We start from the raw sequence: 18105 nt of genomic DNA, 5'->3' as shown, positions 1-18105 counted from the left end.
GCTTCACGAGTCCTCAAGCGAGGGATAGCCGAAAAAGGCTGCGAAAGCAGCTAGTTTTTGACCGAAAGGTCAAAACTCGTTTTTGAGCGAGGCGCTGGTCTCAGCCGACGAAAGCGCGCTCGACCACGAATGTCGCCGGATGGCTGAGCGAGCCTTCCTTGAAACCAAGGCTCTCGGCCAGCTCCTTGACGTCCTTGAGCATATGCATCGAGCCACATATCATGATGCGGTCCGTCTCGGGATCGAGCTTGTCGATGCCGAGATCGGTGTAGAACTTGCCGGAGCCGATCAGCGCGGTGATGCGGCCCATACGCGGCGACTCTTCGCGCGTCGTCGAATTGTAGAGGGTGACGCGGCCGCCGGTCAGCTCGCCAATCAACGGATCGCTTTCGAGCGCCGCGACCAGTTCCTGGCCGTAGGTGAGTTCGGCGATGTCGCGGCAGGTGTGGGTCAGGATCACCTGCTCGAATTTTTCGTAGGTGTCTGGGTCGCGCAGCAGGCTGGCGAAAGGCGCGATGCCGGTGCCGGTCGAGATCATGAACAGCCGCTTGGCCGGGGTCAGCGCATCGAGCACCAGTGTGCCGGTCGACTTCTGGCGCATGATGACGGTGTCGCCGACCTGGATCTTCTGCAGCTCCGAGGTCAGCGGGCCGTCCGGCACCTTGATCGAGAAGAATTCCAGCTCTTCGTCCCAGGCCGGGCTGGCAACCGAATAGGCGCGGTACACCGGCTTCTCGGCATTGGGCAGGCCGATCATGACGAACTCGCCGGAGCGGAAGCGCAGCGACTGCGGGCGGGTGATGCGGAACGAGAACAGCCGGTCGGTGTAGTGCTTCACCGAGACGACGGTCTCGGCATAGACGTTGGCCGGTATTGGGAATTGCAGCGGGCGGGCGCCGGCGATGTTGAGAGCGGATGTGGTGTTCATCAAATCCAACCTTGTGGCCCAACTGCGGACGTGGGCGCCAAACTTTTCCTGCGCGCCCGGACCAGTCAGGTCCCGGCGTGCTGTTCCCACACTTCGAAGCTTGGAGAAGCGGGTAAGCTCTTGTGTCCGGAATTTATTAGTATACAAACGATATTTGCGTCAAGACGCTACCGTAAAACACCTTTCCAAACTGTGACATATCCGTAGTCTCAGCGTTTCGGGTTTCGACAATGAAACAGAATTTTTCGGTGCGGCGGCCAGATTCTCAAGCCAGCGTCGTCGCCGGCATCGATGTCGGCGGAACTTTCACCGACCTGCTTCTGATCGATGGCAAGGACGGTGGCAAGGTGCACATCGCCAAAACCCCGACCACGGTCGACAACCAGGCTTTCGGCGTCGTTTCGGCACTCGGCGCCACCGGATTTGCCATCGCCGGCATCGACCTCATCGTGCATGGCACGACCACAACCACCAACGCCGTGCTCGAGCGCCGGCTGGCGAAAACGGGCATGATCACGACGCGCGGCTTTCGTGACGTGATCGAACTCGGCCGGCGCACGCGACCTCAAGCCTATGGCATGACCGGCAGCTTCGTGCCGATCATCGCGCGCGATCTCAGGCTCGAAGTGGCGGAGCGCGTCGAAGCATCGGGCGCCATTCGCACGCCGCTCGACGAGGCCGAAATGCGCGCGGCGGTGAAGACGCTGATCGCGGCCGGCTGCGAATCCCTCGTCATCCATTTCCTGCATTCCTACGCCAACCCCACGCATGAGCGGCGCGCCGCCGAAATCGCCGCCGAAGCCTGGCCGAACGGCTACATCACGACAGGCCATGCCCTGCTGTCGGAGGCGCGCGAATTCGAGCGCGGCGTCACCGCTTCGGTCAATGCGTCGGTGCAGCCGATCCTCGAACGCTATGTCGAGCGGCTGCGCAAGGAGTTGGCGGCAAAGGACTATGCACGCGACTTCCTGATCATGAACGGCAATGGCGGCATGATCTCGGCCCGCTTCGTCACACGGGAATCGGCCAAGACGGTCATGTCCGGTCCGGCCTCGGGCGTCATCGCCGCCGCCTATACCGGCAAGCGTGCCGGCTTCGAAAATCTCGTCACCTACGACATGGGCGGCACCTCGACCGACGTGGCGCTGATCCGCAACGCCGAACCGGCGGTATCGAACGAGATCGAGATCGAATACGCGATGCCGATCCACGTGCCGATGGTGGCGGTGCACACGGTCGGCGCCGGCGGCGGTTCGATCGCCCGCGTCGATGCCGCCGGCCTGATCCAGATCGGCCCGGAAAGCGCCGGCGCCAATCCCGGCCCGATCTGCTACGGGCGCGGCGGCCTGGAGCCGACCATCACCGATGCAAATCTGGTGCTCGGCCGGCTGGCGCCGAAGAAGCTGCTTGCCGTCGAAAATCCAGTCACCGTCGAGCGTGTCACCGGTATCTTCGAGGACAGGATAGGCAAGGCCACCGGCCTGTCCGGGGTCGAGGCGGCCGGTGCGGTGCTGCGGCTGGGCAACATGAAAATGGCCGGCGCCATCCGCATGGTCTCGGTGTCGCGCGGCCATGATCCGCGCGATTTCGCGCTGTTCGCCTTCGGCGGCGCCGGGCCGCTGCATGCCACCGCCCTGGCCCGCGAACTCGGCCTGCCCCGGGTGTTGGTACCCGCCCGGCCCGGCATCACCAACGCGCTCGGCTGCGTCGTCGCCGATCTGCGCCATGATTTCGTCAACACAGTCAACCAGCCGGTGGCTGTTCTCGACGAAGCCCAACTCCACGCGGTATTGGAACGGCACCGAAACGAAGGCGAGGAGCTGATCGGCAAGGAAGCGGTGAAGCCGCAGACGATCCGTGTCACCCATTCCGCCGACATGCAGTTCGTCGGTCAGACTCACATCATCAATGTGGCGCTGCCGTCCTCGTCGGTGACCCGGCAGGAATTGCAAGCCTTGTTCGAAAAGGCCTATTTCGCCCGCTTCAAGGTCGAGTTGCCGGAAATCCGCGCCAATCTGGTCAACCTGAACACGTCCGTGACGGGTGTCAGGCCGGCGATCGATCTGTCGCGGCTGATCGATCCTGCCGGACGGGCAAAGACGCTCGATGAGGCGCGGCGCGAGATCCGGCCGGTCTGGTACAGCGGACGCTGGCACGACACACCGGTGTATGTCAGGGAAAAGCTTCCGCTCGACGCGGTCGTCGAAGGGCCCGCGATCCTCGAACAGATGGACGCCACCACCGTGCTCGAACCCGGCGACCGCGCCCGCTCGGACGTCGACGGCAATATCATCATCGACATCGGCGAGGCCTGACAATGCCGGCTTTAACAGGGGCAAAGCTCGACGCCATCACGCTTTCGGTTCTCCAGGCGGCCTTGCAGCAGGTCTGCGACGAGATGGACCTGACGTTTTCCCGCGCCGCCTTCTCGCCGGTCATCGCCGAGGCCAACGACCGCTCCGACGGCATCTATTCCGCCGTTGACGGCTCGCTGATCGCGCAAGGCAGCCAAGGCCTGCCGGTTTTCGTGGGCGTCATGCAATACTCGACCAAAACGGTGATCGAGATGATCGCCGACGGCCGCTGCCTGGCGCCCGAACCCGGCGATATCTACATCGTCAACGACCCCTATCTCGGCGGCACCCATCTGATGGATGTGCGCTTCGTCATGCCGGTCTACCGCGCGGGAAAAATCTTCTGCTGGCTGTCCAACACCGGCCATTGGCCCGACATTGGCGGCTCGGTGCCGGGCGGTTTTTCCGCATCGGCAACGGCGGTCGAGCAGGAAGGCTTGCGGCTGCCGCCGGTCAAACTGTTCAAGAAGGGTCTGCTCGACGCGGAAATCTACGCCATCATCTGTTCCAACATCCGCGTCGCCGACCAGCGCATCGGCGATATCCGCGCCCAGGCCGCCGCATTGCTGATCGGCCAGGACCGGCTGGACGGAATCCTGGATCGTTACGGTGACGAAACAGTTGTCGAGGCGATCGCCGAATTGCGCCGCCGCGCCGCCGAACAGATGCGCGCCCACATCTCGGCGATCCCCGATGGCACTTACCGCTCGAAGGCGTTTGTCGATTCCGACGGCGTGGTCAACGAGCCGCTGACCATCGCACTCGCCGTCGAGAAGGAGGGCGACATGCTCACCTTCGATTTTGCCGGCTCGTCAAAGCCATGCGCCGGGCCGATGAACAGCGTGCTGGCGACGACCTTGTCGTCGGTCTATCTCGCCATGCGCCATATTTTCCCGGATGTGCCGATCAGCGCCGGTGCGTTCGAACCCCTGGTCGTCAAGCGGCCGGAAGGTACCTTCCTCGACGCCAAATATCCGCGGCCCGTTTCCGGCTGCGCCGCGGAGGTGTCGCAGCGCATCGCCGAGGCGGTGTTCGCGGCCATGGTGCAGGCATTGCCCGACAAGGTGACGGCGGCGCCCGCCGGTTCCAGCGGCAATTTCGCGCTCGGCGGCAACGATCCGGCGCGCGGCCGCGACTACGTCATGTACCAGATCTCCGGCGGCGGCTATGGCGGCAACGCGGACCATGACGGCCTGACCAATGGCTGCTCGACCATCGGCATCTCCAAGTCGCCGCCGGTCGAGATCATGGAACAGGCTTTTCCGGTGCTCTACCGCCACTATGCGTTGCGCGAGGGCTCCGGTGGGGCCGGCAAGCATCGCGGCGGCTTTGGCTTGGCCTATGAGGTCGAGATCCTGCGTGGCGATGCACGCGCCTCTTTCGTCATGGACCACGGCCGGTTCGGCCCGCAAGGCGCGCTCGGCGGCAAGGACGGCGCACCGAACACCGTGACCGTCTTCCGCAACGGCGAGGAACATGTGCCGCCACACCTCTCCAAGGAGCAGGACATTGCGCTCACGGCCGGCGACCGCGTGCGTGTCGGCACGCCCGGTGGCGGTGGCTACGGCGATCCGCTGGAGCGCGACCCGGAATTGATAGCTCAGGACGTCAGGCTTGGTTATTACACGGCAGAGCAAGCCAGGGAGATGTTTGGGGCCGCGTGAGAACGGTCGCTCGCGACACCGATCCCGCTTTTCGATCCGGAAGGAGCCAGGCTGCGTGGCTGGCATTGCTTGTCCCGGAAATCGTTTTGGCCTCCCTACCGGGGTTATGGTATGATTTTCAAATGAAGTCTCCTGGTTCCAGAATCGGCCGCTCGGCCAAGACCGGCCAGTTCGTGCTGACGAGCGCGCGTGGCGAGAAGATCAGCGCGGTGGAAGGTATGAAGCTGTCGCCCCGCATGAGGGAGGTCCTCAGCCTAGGTGTGCGGCGCGGATTGTCCGGCGATGAGCGGCGTTCGCTCATTAAGGAAGAAATCCGCAAGAAGAAATAGACGTTGGTCTACGCTGCCGAGTTCGATCCGCTCTGCTACCCCGGCACGTCGGTGCTCATCAATTTGCTGGACATCCGAGATCAGGCCAAACTTGACGAGGTCGAGCTCGCTCTGTTCCTGACTCGCGCCGACGAGCCCTTGCCGGCGGGCGAACTCGACTTCCAGCACTACCTTAGCCTGCACCGGCACCTGTTTCAGGACCTATATGCCTGGGCCGGTCAGGTGCGCAGTATTCGCATCGGCAAAGGCGGCAGCTGGTTCTGTTATCCCGAACACATCGCCAGCGAGATGGCCCGAGTGTTCCGCGAACTCGGGAACCCCGATCGTCTGGCGGATCTTGAAAGCACTCGGTTTGCCAGTCTCGTGGCGCACGTCGTCGCCGAAATCAATGCCGTGCATCCGTTTCGCGAAGGCAATGGGCGCACCCAGCTCACATTCCTCGCCATGCTCGCCGAGCATGCAGGCTTCACGTTCAACGCAGACATTCTCGACCGTGATCGCGTAATCCAGGCCATGATCGACAGTTTCAGCGGTTCCGAAACGCCTCTGCAGGCTCTCATCGAAGACATCATCGCCTAGCTCGCCGGTCCAGTCTCTATCCTCGCCGATCCAGCCTCGCCACCAGGCGGTCGCCGGCCCACTGGATGCCGCAGACCAGGATGATCAGCACGATGACCACGGCGATCATGACGGACGTCTCGAAGCGCTGATAGCCGTAGCGGATGGCGAGGTCGCCGAGCCCGCCGGCGCCAATGGCTCCCGCCATGGCCGAGGCGCCGATCAGCGTCACCAGCGTCACGGTGAAGCCGGCGACGATGCCAGGCAGCGCTTCGGGCACCAGCACCTCGCGGATGATCGTCCAGCGGTTACCGCCCATGGCGCGCGCCGCTTCGATCAGCCCGTGGTCAACCTCGCGCAGCGACACTTCGGCGATGCGCGCATAGTAGGGGGTGGCGGCGATCGACAGCGGCACGATGGCCGCCCAGGTGCCGATCGAGGTGCCGACGATCAGCCGCGTCACCGGGATCAGCGCCACCAGAAGGATGATGAACGGCACCGAGCGGAAGCCGTTGATCACGGCACCGAGCACGCGGTTCACCCACAGGCTTTCGGCGATGCCGCCACGCTCGGTCGCAATCAAAGCGAGACCAAGCGGCAGGCCGAAAACGAGCGAGATCAGGCCGGATGCGGCCGTCATCAGCACCGTTTCCCAGATCGAACGCAGCAGGAGTTCAAACAGAACTGGCGACATGGCCAAGCACCTCCACCCGCGCCTGGCGAGCCTTCAGGAATGTGATTACTTCAGCGAGGTGATCCGCATCGCTGCCCGGGACAGACAGGAAGAGCGTGCCGACCGGTTGCTGCTGGACATGGTCGATGCCGCCATGGACAAGACGGAAGGAGCCTGGCACGGCAGCGGCAAGGTCGGAGAGCAGCGGACTACGCGCTGCCTCGCCGGCCACGTCGACGCGCAGGATGGTTTCAGCTCCGGCCGCCGGCACCAGCCGGATCGCCAGTTCGGCCGGCAGTTGCGGCCGGATAGCACCAAGCAGGCTTCTCGTGATGCCGGAACGCGGGTCGGAGAAAACCGACCAGACCGGCCCTTCCTCGACGATGCGCCCGGCATCGATCACCGCCACCCGGTCGGCGATCGAGCGGATCACTTCCATTTCATGAGTGATGAGCAGGATGGTCAGGCCAAGCTGCCGGTTGATGTCTTTCAGCAAGGCGAGAATGGACCGCGTCGTCTCCGGATCGAGCGCCGAGGTCGCTTCGTCCGACAGCAGCAGCGCCGGCCGCGCGGCAAGCGCCCTGGCGATGCCGACGCGCTGCTTCTGTCCGCCCGACAGCGACGCCGGATATGCCTTTGCCTTCTCCGACAGTCCGACCAGTTCAAGCAACTCAGCGGCGCGCTGCAACCGCTCCGCCTTCGGGCGGCCCTCGATCTTGAGCGGCAGCGCCACATTGTCTTCGACGGTCTTGGCCGACAGCAGGTTGAAATGCTGGAAGATCATTCCGATGCGCCGCCGCAGCGGCTGCAAATCGCGCTCGCCGAGCCGGCTGATCTCGCGGCCCTCGATGAACACTTCGCCGGAATCGGGCCGTTCCAGCCCGTTCAGGCAGCGGATCAGCGTCGATTTGCCGGCGCCGCTGCGGCCGATGATGCCGAGAATCTCGCCCTTGCGCACGGTCAGCGAGACGCCATCGAGTGCCGGCGTGACGCCGAAGCGGCGCCTCAGCTCGACGAGGCGCACCACATCGTGCGGCGTCGTGCTCGGAGAATCCGCGGTCTCGGCGGTTGCGGTGACATGCTGGTTCATTCGCGGCCCTGTTCTCATGATCCGCTAAACGCGAACGCGGCCCGCGCCTTGCGCGCGGACCGCCATGATGGATGACGCCTGCCGGCGCCGACCTTCTCAGTAGGCGCTGAGGCCGGTCCCCTTGTAAACCTTGTCGAACTCGGCCTTCACCGCCTCGTTCTGGTAGGAGGCAACCAGCGTCTTCACCCAGGGCTCGTTCTCGCTGCCGGCCTTCACCGCGATGAAGTTGCGGTAGGGATTGTCGGCGATCGGCTCCTGCGCGATGCGGTTTTCCGGCGTCAGGCCGCTTTTCAGCGCCCAGTCGGTGTTGACCACGGCGGCGTCGAGATCCTCGACCGACCGCCCGACGATGCCCGCATCCAATTCCTTGATCTCGACCTTCTTCGCGTTCTCAGCGATGTCGGCGGTGGTGGCGAGAATGCCGGTGCCGTCCTTGAGTTTGATCACGCCCTCGTTCTGCAGCACGCGCAGCGCCCGGCCTTCATTGGACGGGTCGTTCGGAACGCCGATGACCGCGCCCTCTGGCAGGTCGGCGACCTTGGTGTACTTCTTGGAGTAAAGGCCGATCGGCCAGACGCCGGTATAGCCGACGCGCACGATATGGTAGCCTTGCGTCTTGATCTGGTTGTCGAGATAGGGCTGGTGCTGGAAGGCATTGGCGTCGATTTCGCCGCGCTCGAGCGCCTCGTTGGGCTGGGTGTAGTCGTTGAACACCACGGTCTCGATGGTCAGGCCCTTTTCGGCTGCCTGAGCGACGACGACGCGCCAGACATCCTCGTCTTCGCCGCTGATGATGCCGACCTTGATCGCCTTCTTGTCTTCGGCGAACGACGCACCGGGCGCCATCAGGCTGCCGATCGCGACAGCCGATGCGAACAGCAGAGCGAGGCCACTGCGGCGGTTGATGGCTGACCAAAGGGAAGATGGCAAAGTGTTCTTGAAATCGGACATTGTTGATCTCTGCAGTTGTGAAGTCGTGGCGGCCAAGCGGTTTACCTAGCCTTGGTCACATCATCAGAAATTCTATCACTCATATCAAAGAACGGCGTTTCTCGGCTTGGCCGAAGCCGGGAATATTCTCTCAAAAATTTCACGGCAGCGAGCACAGGACGCCACCGGTCCGCCCGCAACCGTGCCCGAGAGGAAGGTCGGATTCTCGGAGGCCCGGCCGCCGAGTCGCCCGACGGTAGCGCCGTCCGGCTCGGCTCTGATCGACGCCCTCTCACCCGAGCGCCGCGTCATCTATGACGACACCGAACAGCGCTTCGGACATGACAGGCTGGAGCAGCCCCGCCGCGCAGACACCTAGTGCGCTTCCCGCGTCTTGCGCAGGGGACGTTGGCCCCGGTTGCCGGAGGTGATGCACCAGCATGGCTACCTTTTTCGTGAAGCTGCACGGGTTGATCCGGTGGTCCGGTCGCCTAGGTAGAGGAACGGCGGGCGCCACGTAAATCCGATAGAAAATCCAAAATCGGCATGACATTTTCCTGCATTCGAAAGCTTGCCCTTGCTGTTCTCTCGGTCGTTGTCCTGTCTTCCTGCGTCGTTCCCGACGACACGTCGCGCATCGCCAAGATCGACCCGACGACGGCGGCGGCGCGCAAGGAGATGGTCGGTCTCAGCGAAGCCGACGTTCGAATGTGCGCGGGGTTTCCGACCGCCACCGCGGACGCTGGCCCATCTGGCCAGATCTGGACTTATCAGCGCGCCGTCCAGCGCGGCAATCTCAGCATCGTGGTTCCAACCTTGGGCCTGGGTGCGATCCCGGCGGTAGGCGGCTCCGTCAATGTCGCCCCCGGCGGCTATTGCAACACGCAAATTCGCTTGGTCGACGGCCGCGTCGCCGAAGTCGCCTACGCCGGCGACAACAATATGCCGAACAGCCGCGACGCGCTCTGTGTCAGCACGGTGGACGCCTGCGTGGCCTATGCCCGCCAACGCAATCAAAGGCCGGCGGCCAAATAGCCGTCGATGGCCGACCGTGTTGCACGCGGCTAGCTTTGAGGGCTGTCGCTTTGAGGGCTTGACTGACCGGCCGTACCGAATAGGCTGGCGATTGGAAAAATACCGGCCCTGATCGCCGGGCGGCAAGAATGCCTCGTATGCCTCGCCCTCCGGCGGCGGCTGCGGGGCATTGTTATTTTTGGGGTTCTGTTTGAAACGGCGCATCGAGATCGGCATCCTCTATTCCCGCTCGGGGAGCTATCAGCTCGTCTCCGATGCGTGCCGGATGGGCGCCATGCGCGCCATCGCAGACATCAACGCCGACCGCAGCCACGGCATCGAACTGGTGCCGGTCGAGCGCGATCCGCAAAGCAATGCCGATCGCTACGCAACGCTGTGCGAGGACATCTTCAAGACCAGCAGCGCGCGCCACGTCGTCGGCTGCGTCACCTCCTGGAGCCGCAAGGAGACGATCCCGGTGCTGGAGAAAGCCGGCGGCATGCTCTGGTACGCCTGCCCCTATGAGGGGTTCGAGGCGAACGAGCACGTCGTCTACATGCACGCTTGCCCCAACCAGCATCTGGTGCCGCTGATGGCCCATGTCGTGCCTCGCTTCGGCGCCAACGGCTTCCTGCTCGGCTCGAACTATATCTGGGGCTGGGAGATGAACCGCGTCGCGCGCGACCTGATCGCGGATGCCGGCGGCAAGGTTTTAGGCGAGCGCTATCTGCGCATCGGCGAGACCGACGTGTCGCGGCTGATTGCCGAAATCCGCGCCACGCGGCCAAATTTCATTCTCAACAATCTGATCGGCACCTCGTCCTACGCCTTCCTGGCCGCCTATCGCGACCTGGGCGTCGAGGATCAGGCCTTCAGCCCAGAAACCTGCCCTGTCATCTCCTGCAACCTCACCGAAGGCGAGCTGCCGGCCATCGGCGAATCCGGAAAAGGGCATTTGTCGGTCGGGCCTTATTTCGCACCACGACCGGCGGCCTTCGCCTCGTCTTTCGAAGCATCCGCCTATGCCTCGGTGCAAGTGATGGCCGACGTGCTTTCGCGTGATCCCGACGCCGGTCCGGCGGAATTTTCCAAGGCTTTCGCCGAGCGGCGCTTCTCAACCCGGCTCGGCCCCATCGCCATCGACGCCCGCTCCCAGCACGCGACGCTGCCGGTGATCATCGGGCGGATCGCCGACGGCTTCTTCGAGGTCGTCAGCCGGCAGCACGAGGTCGCGCCGGACCCGTATCTGTCGCGCTACGATCCCGCCAGGACATTCGGTCGGCCGCGCCTGAGGGTGGTGTCGTGACCAGGGCGCCACGCATCCCCAATCTCGGCGGCGCCAGGGCGTTCATCCTGCATCGCCCGCACCCGACGGTGCAGGCGATCACCAGGCAATTGTCGGCCATCGGCCTGATCACGCTGGATTGCTGGCCGGAACTGCCGCCCGAGGCGCTGGCCGCCGATTTCGTCTTCTTCGACGCCGATCTCGGCTTCGACGAGCAATTCCCCTGGAAGCCGGGCGAGGCGCCGATGCCGCTGGTGGCGCTGATCGGCTCCGAGGCGCCGGGCCGCATCGAATGGGCGCTGTCGCACAAGGCCGATGCGCAGCTGCTGAAGCCGGTCGGCACTGCCGGCGTCTACAGCGCGCTGCTGATCGCGCGGCAGAGTTTCGAGGCGCGCAAACACCTGGCCGGCGAGATCGCCTCGCTTCGCCAGCGCGTCGCCGAGCGGCAAACCATCGTGCGCGCGGTGGCCGCACTCTCGAAAGGCATCGATGGCGGCCGCGCCTATGCGCAGCTGCGCTCGCTGGCGATGGGTTGGCAGATCAGCGTCGAGGACGCTGCGCGCCGGATCGTGGCGATGACCGAGGAAGAAGGCGGCGATGACCAGTCCCATCGCGCCTGATCTCCCGGCCGCCGGGCGCATGCCGGTCAAGCCGCGCGCCGGCGTCTGGCGCCGGCTGGTCAAGCGCCGTCTGGCGCTGCTTGGCCTGGTGATCGTCGCCATCGTCGTCGTCGGCGCTGTCCTGGCGCCATGGCTGACCGGCTACGATCCCAATGAGCAGATGTTCGACGGGCTGACGCTGGAAGGCTCGCCCTTGCCGCCCGACGCAAAATTCTGGCTTGGCACCGACCTGCTCGGCCGCGACCTCTTGACCCGCATCCTTTATGGTGCCCGCACCTCGCTGATCATCGGCATCGTCGCCAATGGCGTGGCGCTGTTCATAGGAACGCTGGTCGGCGTTACCGCAGGCTATTTCCGCGGCTGGGTCGGCAGCGCGCTGATGCGCTTCACCGACCTGATGATGGCGTTTCCAGCGCTGCTGCTCGCCATCTGCCTGGCGGCGGTTTTCCAGCCCAGCCTGTGGATCGTCGCCATGGTCATCGCCCTGGTCAACTGGGTGCAGACCGCCCGCGTCATCTACACCGAAACCTCTTCGCTGGCCGAACGCGAGTTCATCGACGCCGAGCGGACCATCGGGGCGAGCGCGCCGCGCATCCTGTTCCGCCACATCCTGCCGCATCTTTTGCCGACGATCATCGTCTGGGGCACGCTCGGCATCTCGACCACGGTGCTGCTGGAAGCAACGCTCTCGTTCCTCGGCATCGGCGTGCAGCCGCCGACCGCCTCCTGGGGCAACATCATCTTCGAGAACCAGACCTACTTCCAAGCCGCGCCCTGGCTGGTGTTCTTCCCCGGTGCCGCGATCCTGGCGCTGGCGCTGGCCTTCAACCTGATCGGCGATGCGCTGCGCGACATTCTCGATCCGACGCAAAGGGGCCGCGCATGATCGCCTATCTCGGCCGCCGCCTGATCCAGTCGCTGCTCATCCTGCTCGGCGTCTCGCTGATCACCTTTGCGCTGCTCTATCTGCTGCCGGCCGATCCGGTGCGGCAGATCGCCGGCCGCAGCGCGACGCCGCAGACGGTCGAGAACATCCGCCAGCAGCTCGGCTTGGACCAGCCTTTCGTCATCCAGTACTGGCACTATCTGGCCAGGCTCGCCAGCGGCGATCTCGGCCGCTCCTACATCCAGCGCTCCGAGGTGACCGAACTGATCGTCTCGCGGCTGCCGGCCAGCCTGCTGCTGATGGTCGGCGCCATCCTGTGCGAACTTCTGATTGGCCTCAGCATGGGCCTGATCGCCGCCGTCAAGCGTGGCACCGCCACCGATCAGACTTTGATGGTCGCCTCCTTCGTCGGCGTCTCGGCACCGCAATTCGTCGTCGGGCTCTTGCTGCTTTATGTCTTCGCCGTGCGGCTGAGCTGGTTCCCGATCGGCGGCTACGGCAGCTGGCGCCATCTGGTGCTGCCCTCGCTCACGATGGGCATTCTCGGCGCCGGCTGGTACGCGCGCATGATGCGCTCGTCGATGATCGACGTGCTGCGCCAGGATTATGTGCGCACCGCCCGCGCCAAGGGCCTTGCGCGCCGCGCCATCCTGTTCCGCCATGCGCTCCCCAACGCCATCCTGCCGGTCATCGCCATGATCGGCATCGATATCGGCATCTTCATGGGCGGCATCGTCGTCGTCGAAAGCGTGTTCGGCTGGCCCGGCATCGGCCAGTTGGCGTGGCAGGCCATCCAGCGCGTCGACATCCCGATCATCATGGGCGTCACGCTGGTGTCGGCCTTCGCCATCGTGCTCGGCAATCTCTTGGCCGACATCATCGCGCCCTTCATCGATCCGCGCATCAAGCTCAGATGAAAATGAAAAACAAACAGAGAAAGGGAACATGAAAATGAAAAAGTTTCTGGCATCCACCGTGGCCGCATCGGCGCTGGCGCTGATGCTCGGTATGGCAAGCGCGCGCGCCGAAGACGCCGTCGATCCGAATGCCAAGCAGGGCGGCGCCATCACCATCACCTACAAGGACGATGTCGCGACCCTCGATCCGGCGATCGGCTACGACTGGCAGAACTGGTCGATGATCAAGAGCCTGTTCGACGGGCTTATGGATTATGAGCCGGGCACCACCAATTTGAAGCCCGACCTCGCCGAAAGCTACGAAATTTCACCCGACGGCAAGACCTTCACCTTCAAGCTGCGCCATGGCGTCAAATTCCACAATGGCCGCGAAATGACGGCCGATGATGTGAAATACTCGCTCGACCGCGTCACCAACCCCAAGACGCAGAGCCCCGGCGCCGGCTTCTTCGGCTCGATCAAGGGCTATGACGATGTCGTCGCGGGCAAGGCCGAAAGCCTCTCCGGCGTCACCGCTATCGACCCCTACACGGTCAAGTTCGAACTGACCCGGCCCGACGCCACCTTCCTGCATGTCATGGCGATCAACTTCTCGCATGTCGTGCCCAAGGAAGAGGTCGAGAAATACGGCGCCGATTTCAGCAAGCATCCGGTCGGCACCGGCGCATTCAAGCTGGCCGAATGGACGCTCGGCCAGCGCATCGTCTTCGAGCGCAACGCCGACTATTGGCACAAGGGCCTGCCGCATCTGGACAAGATCACCTTCGAGATCGGCCAGGAGCCGATCGTGGCGCTGCTACGCCTGCAGAAGGGCGAGATCGATGTGCCCGGCGACGGCATTCCGCCGGCCAAGTTCCAGGAGGTGATGGCCGATACCGAGCAGAAGGCGCGTGTCGTCGAAGGCGGCCAGTTGCACACCGGCTACATCACCATGAACACGACGATGGCGCCGTTCGACAATGTGAAGGTCAGGCAGGCCGTCAACATGGCGATCAACAAGGCGCGCATTATCCAGATCATCAACGGCCGCGCCGTGCCGGCGAACCAGCCGCTGCCGCCGTCGATGCCGGGCTACGACAAGGAATACAAGGGCTATCCCTATGACGTCGCCAAGGCCAAGGCGCTGCTCGCCGAGGCCGGCCATGCCGACGGCTTCGACACGCAACTGTTCGCCATGAACACCGATCCCAACCCGCGCATCGCCCAGGCGATCCAGCAGGATTTGGCCGCGATCGGCATCAAGGCCAGCATCCAGTCGCTGGCGCAGGCCAACGTCATCGCCGCCGGCGGCGACAAAAACGGCGCGCCGATGATCTGGTCCGGCGGCATGGCCTGGATCGCCGACTTCCCCGATCCGTCCAACTTCTACGGCCCGATCCTCGGCTGCGCCGGCGCGGTTCCGGGCGGCTGGAACTGGTCCTGGTATTGCAACAAGGATCTCGATGCCAAGGCTGCCGAGGCCGATTCGGTGGTCGACCCGGCGAAAGCCGCCGAGCGCAGCAAGATGTGGAGCGCCATCTACGACAAGGTGATGGAAGACGCGCCCTGGGCGCCGGTCTTCAACGAGCAGCGCTTCACCATGAAATCGGCCCGTATGGGCGGCGCCGACAACCTCTATGTCGACCCAGTCCATATTCCGATCAACTACGACAATGTGTACGTAAAAGATGTGCAATAGCTGCGACTACACCATCCACGGGCGCCATCACCATTTCGGCTGGGACAATTCGTTTGCCCCGGCCGAGCGGGTGGCGCCTGGATCGACCATCGAGTTCCAGTGCCTCGATTCCTCCGGCGGCCAGTTGAACGCCGCCAGCACGGTCGACGACATCGCCAAGCTCGATTTCGCCACCATCAATCCGGTCACCGGGCCGATCTTCGTCGAGGGCGCCGAGCCCGGCGACGCGCTGAAGGTGACGATCGAGATGTTCAAGCCGTCCGGCTTCGGCTGGACGGCGAACATTCCGGGTTTCGGGCTGCTCGCCGACGACTTCAAGGAGCCGGCGCTCAACATCTGGAAGTACGACGCCGCCTCGCTCGAGCCGGCGCTGTTCGGTAGGAACGCCCGCGTGCCGCTGAAACCGTTCGCCGGCACCATCGGCAACGCGCCGGGCGAGCTGGGCCATCATTCGGTGGTGCCGCCCAGGCGCGTCGGCGGCAATCTCGATATCCGCGATCTCGCCGCCGGCACAACGCTGTATCTGCCGGTGGAAGTGGCCGGCGCGCTGTTTTCGGTCGGCGACACGCACGCCGCGCAGGGTGACGGCGAGGTCTGCGGCACGGCGATCGAAAGCCCGATGGACGTGGTGATCAAGCTCGACCTGGTCAAGGACGCCAGGCTAAAGACACCGCGCTTCACCACATCAGGGCCGGTGACCCGCCATCTCGACGGCAAGGGCTATGAGGTGACGACCGGCATCGGCCCGGACCTGATGGCCGGCGCCAGGGAGGCGGTTCTGCAGATGGTCGACCTGCTCGCCGGCCGCCACAAGATCGATCCGGTCGAGGCCTATATGCTGGCCTCGGTCTGCGGCGATCTCCGCATCAGCGAGATCGTCGACCTGCCGAACTGGGTGGTGTCGTTCTACTTCCCGCGCTGCGTGTTCGAATGAGAGGTCAGCGCCAAGGCACCCCCCTCTGCCCTGCCCGTCCTCCGCAGCTGCAGCGCAGCTGCTGCGGAGGGTGGGCAGGACAGAGGGGGGCGCCACAGAATAAATCCCTTGCAGGTCTGCGTCTGCAATGACCTCAGCCGGCAAAACAATCCTCGACATCGCCAATCTCTCCGTCAGCGTGCGTGGCGAGGACGGCGAGCGCGATGTCGTCTCCAACCTGTCGCTGACGCTCAAACGCGGCGAGACGCTCTGCATTGCCGGCGAATCCGGCTCCGGCAAATCGATGACCGCGTTGGCGATCATGCAGCTCTTGCCGCAGCCAGCGGCTCGCATATCCTCAGGCGCGATCCACCTTGGTGAGACGGAACTCACAGCGCTCGACGAGCGCCGGATGCGCCGCATTCGCGGCGACCGCATCGCCATGATCTTCCAGGAGCCGATGACCTCGCTCAATCCGGTGCTGTCGATCGGCCGGCAGCTCACCGAATCCATCGAGGCGCACACCAGCCTGTCACCGACGCAGGCACGTCAGCGTGCCATCGAGGCGTTGAAAGCGGTGCGTATTTCAGAAGCTGAAAGCCGGCTAAAGCAGTTTCCGCACGAACTGTCGGGCGGCATGCGCCAGCGTGTGATGATCGCCATGGCGCTGGCTCTCGAACCGGACGTGCTGATTGCCGACGAGCCGACGACGGCGCTCGATGTCACCGTGCAAGGCGAGGTGCTGGAACTGCTGCGCGATCTGCAGCGCCAGCACGGCACCAGCGTCATCCTGATCACGCACGACATGGGCGTGGTCGCCGAAATGGCCGATCGCGTCATCATCATGCGGCACGGCCGCATGGTGGAGGAGGGAAAAACCGCTGATATTTTCGCCCGGCCGCAAGCCGATTACACCCGAGAGCTGCTGGCCGCCGTGCCGCGCATCGGCAGCGGCGTCGGCCGCCAGACGTCCAGGGACGCCGAGACGGCGACGCCGGCCAATGTCGCCGAGGTCAACGACCTGCATGTCCGCTTCGACCTGCGCGGCGGCGTCTTCGGCCGGGTCAACGCCAGAGTTCATGCCGTCGAGGGCGTCAGCTTCTCGATCGCACCCAACGAGACGCTGGCACTGGTTGGCGAGTCCGGTTGCGGCAAGTCGACCACCGCCAAGGCGCTGGCCGGGCTTGTGCCTTACAGCGGCGGCATCGTCATCGGTGGGCGCAATCTGTCCGGTCTCGGCCGTGACGCGCGCAAGGCAGTGCGCCGCGACGTCCAGATGATCTTCCAGGACCCCTTCGCTTCGCTCGATCCGCGCATGCGCGTTGGCGATCTCGTCGCCGAGCCGCTCGTCATCCATGGCATCGCTTCAAAAGAAGAGCGCAGGGAGCGTGTGGCATCGTTGTTCGAGCGCGTCGGCCTGTCGGCCGTCCAGATGGAGCTTTATCCGCATGAATTCTCGGGTGGGCAGCGCCAGCGCGTCTGTATCGCACGGGCGCTTGCGCTGCGGCCGAAGCTGATCATCGCCGATGAAAGCGTCTCGGCGCTCGATGTCTCGGTGCAGGCGCGCGTGCTCGACCTGTTGAAGGAATTGCAGCGCGAATTCGGCGTCGCCTACCTTTTCATCTCGCACGACATGGCGGTGGTGGAAAACATCTCCGACCGCGTCGCGGTCATGTATCTCGGCCAGATCGTCGAGATGGGCACGCGCGACCAAGTCTTTTCCAACCCACGCCATCCTTACACCAAACGCCTGATCGAAGCCGTGCCGGTGCCCGACCCGGCGCAGCGCAGGAGCCGGTTCGCAAGGCTGGACCAGGAGATCCCGAGCGCGACGAGAAGGGTTGGCGAGAGCCCGCGGAGGCTGGTGCTGAGCGATGTCGGAGGCGGGCATCTGGTGGCGGGATGAGGGCTGGGATGCGTGGCCCGTCCAGGGTCCAGGCGTCGCACGGGCCGACACAGGATTGCGCCGCAAATTCAAACCGCTCGTCGATCGTGCCCCTGTGCTACGTCGAAAGAGCTAATTGCGCCATTGCTAATATAACGCCACGATCTCCGGCAAGCCGACGCCTCAAGACCGGCCGAGGTCAAACGCCCATCCCAACGACACTGCCCGTAAGGGCGGATCACCTCCTCTTATGGGATGTGCTGTAATGGGAGATGTAGGATGAGATCGGCTATTGTGTGCGCGGCCATCGTGATTTCCGGATTCACCGCCGCCGATGCGCACGAGAAGAAACTGACAAAGATCATAGCTCCGCCACGCGCC

General features: G+C 64.3%; 16 protein-coding genes. 12 read left to right on the top strand and 4 right to left on the bottom strand.

The genetic code is table 11. The annotated features are described in order from the left end of the window. Positions 1-100: 100 nt before the first annotated feature. Complete coding sequence (locus tag NKJ26_RS07930) at positions 101-928, bottom strand: ferredoxin--NADP reductase (RefSeq protein ID WP_352694828.1); 828 nt, start codon at positions 926-928, stop codon at positions 101-103. A gap of 230 nt (positions 929-1158) precedes the next feature. Here NKJ26_RS07930 and NKJ26_RS07925 point away from each other — a divergent pair, with 230 nt between their 5' ends. Genes NKJ26_RS07925 through NKJ26_RS07910 form a run of 4 tightly spaced genes read left to right on the top strand, consistent with a single transcriptional unit; the run spans position 1159 to position 5854 of the window. Further along, on the top strand, positions 1159-3243 hold the full coding sequence (locus NKJ26_RS07925; protein WP_352694827.1) for a hydantoinase/oxoprolinase family protein: 2085 nt from the start codon (positions 1159-1161) through the stop codon (positions 3241-3243). Positions 3244-3245: 2 nt separating this feature from the next. After that, positions 3246-4946: a hydantoinase B/oxoprolinase family protein gene (locus tag NKJ26_RS07920; protein WP_352694826.1), complete on the top strand. Its 1701-nt coding sequence runs from the start codon at positions 3246-3248 to the stop codon at positions 4944-4946. Continuing rightward, positions 4943-5275, top strand: coding sequence for a hypothetical protein (locus NKJ26_RS07915; protein ID WP_352694825.1), 333 nt, complete (start codon positions 4943-4945; stop codon positions 5273-5275). Before NKJ26_RS07920 ends, NKJ26_RS07915 begins: the two co-directional genes overlap by 4 nt. Positions 5276-5278: 3 nt before the next feature. Next, the gene (locus tag NKJ26_RS07910) at positions 5279-5854 is read left to right on the top strand and encodes a Fic/DOC family protein (protein WP_352694824.1); all 576 of its coding nucleotides are present in this window, start codon (positions 5279-5281) and stop codon (positions 5852-5854) included. A gap of 16 nt (positions 5855-5870) precedes the next feature. On the opposite strand, the gene NKJ26_RS07905 is transcribed toward NKJ26_RS07910, so the two are convergent. From NKJ26_RS07905 to NKJ26_RS07895, 3 genes are all read right to left on the bottom strand, one after another. Then, positions 5871-6527, bottom strand: coding sequence for a methionine ABC transporter permease (locus tag NKJ26_RS07905; protein ID WP_352694823.1), 657 nt, complete (start codon positions 6525-6527; stop codon positions 5871-5873). After that, positions 6508-7596, bottom strand: a complete 1089-nt coding sequence (locus NKJ26_RS07900) for a methionine ABC transporter ATP-binding protein (RefSeq protein WP_352694822.1) — start codon at positions 7594-7596, stop codon at positions 6508-6510. The genes NKJ26_RS07905 and NKJ26_RS07900 overlap by 20 nt, the downstream gene beginning before the upstream one ends. Positions 7597-7692: 96 nt before the next feature. Next, the gene (locus NKJ26_RS07895; RefSeq protein WP_352603378.1) at positions 7693-8547 is read right to left on the bottom strand and encodes a MetQ/NlpA family lipoprotein; all 855 of its coding nucleotides are present in this window, start codon (positions 8545-8547) and stop codon (positions 7693-7695) included. A 525-nt stretch (positions 8548-9072) separates the two neighbouring features. Here NKJ26_RS07895 and NKJ26_RS07890 point away from each other — a divergent pair. From NKJ26_RS07890 to NKJ26_RS07855, 8 genes are all read left to right on the top strand, one after another. Further along, the gene (locus tag NKJ26_RS07890; protein ID WP_352603380.1) at positions 9073-9561 is read left to right on the top strand and encodes a hypothetical protein; all 489 of its coding nucleotides are present in this window, start codon (positions 9073-9075) and stop codon (positions 9559-9561) included. Between the two features lie 190 nt (positions 9562-9751). After that, positions 9752-10846: a transporter substrate-binding protein gene (locus NKJ26_RS07885; protein ID WP_352694821.1), complete on the top strand. Its 1095-nt coding sequence runs from the start codon at positions 9752-9754 to the stop codon at positions 10844-10846. Beyond that, entirely contained in the window at positions 10843-11445 is a 603-nt protein-coding gene (locus tag NKJ26_RS07880) for an ANTAR domain-containing response regulator (RefSeq protein ID WP_352694820.1), read from the top strand. The genes NKJ26_RS07885 and NKJ26_RS07880 overlap by 4 nt, the downstream gene beginning before the upstream one ends. Positions 11446-11464: 19 nt before the next feature. Beyond that, positions 11465-12331, top strand: coding sequence for an ABC transporter permease (locus NKJ26_RS07875; protein WP_352603499.1), 867 nt, complete (start codon positions 11465-11467; stop codon positions 12329-12331). Continuing rightward, positions 12328-13248: an ABC transporter permease gene (locus NKJ26_RS07870; protein WP_352694819.1), complete on the top strand. Its 921-nt coding sequence runs from the start codon at positions 12328-12330 to the stop codon at positions 13246-13248. The genes NKJ26_RS07875 and NKJ26_RS07870 overlap by 4 nt, the downstream gene beginning before the upstream one ends. A 34-nt stretch (positions 13249-13282) precedes the next feature. Then, entirely contained in the window at positions 13283-14926 is a 1644-nt protein-coding gene (locus NKJ26_RS07865; protein WP_352694818.1) for an ABC transporter substrate-binding protein, read from the top strand. Beyond that, positions 14916-15860: an acetamidase/formamidase family protein gene (locus NKJ26_RS07860; RefSeq protein WP_352694817.1), complete on the top strand. Its 945-nt coding sequence runs from the start codon at positions 14916-14918 to the stop codon at positions 15858-15860. Before NKJ26_RS07865 ends, NKJ26_RS07860 begins: the two co-directional genes overlap by 11 nt. Positions 15861-15987: 127 nt before the next feature. Further along, complete coding sequence (locus tag NKJ26_RS07855) at positions 15988-17745, top strand: ABC transporter ATP-binding protein (protein ID WP_352694816.1); 1758 nt, start codon at positions 15988-15990, stop codon at positions 17743-17745. Positions 17746-18105 lie beyond the last annotated feature (360 nt).

The organism is Mesorhizobium sp. M0152 (genome assembly GCF_040322415.1).
Taxonomy (GTDB): Bacteria; Pseudomonadota; Alphaproteobacteria; order Rhizobiales; family Rhizobiaceae; genus Mesorhizobium.
Note: the sequence above shows the minus strand (reverse complement) of the source record. Positions and strands in the feature narration are given on the sequence as shown.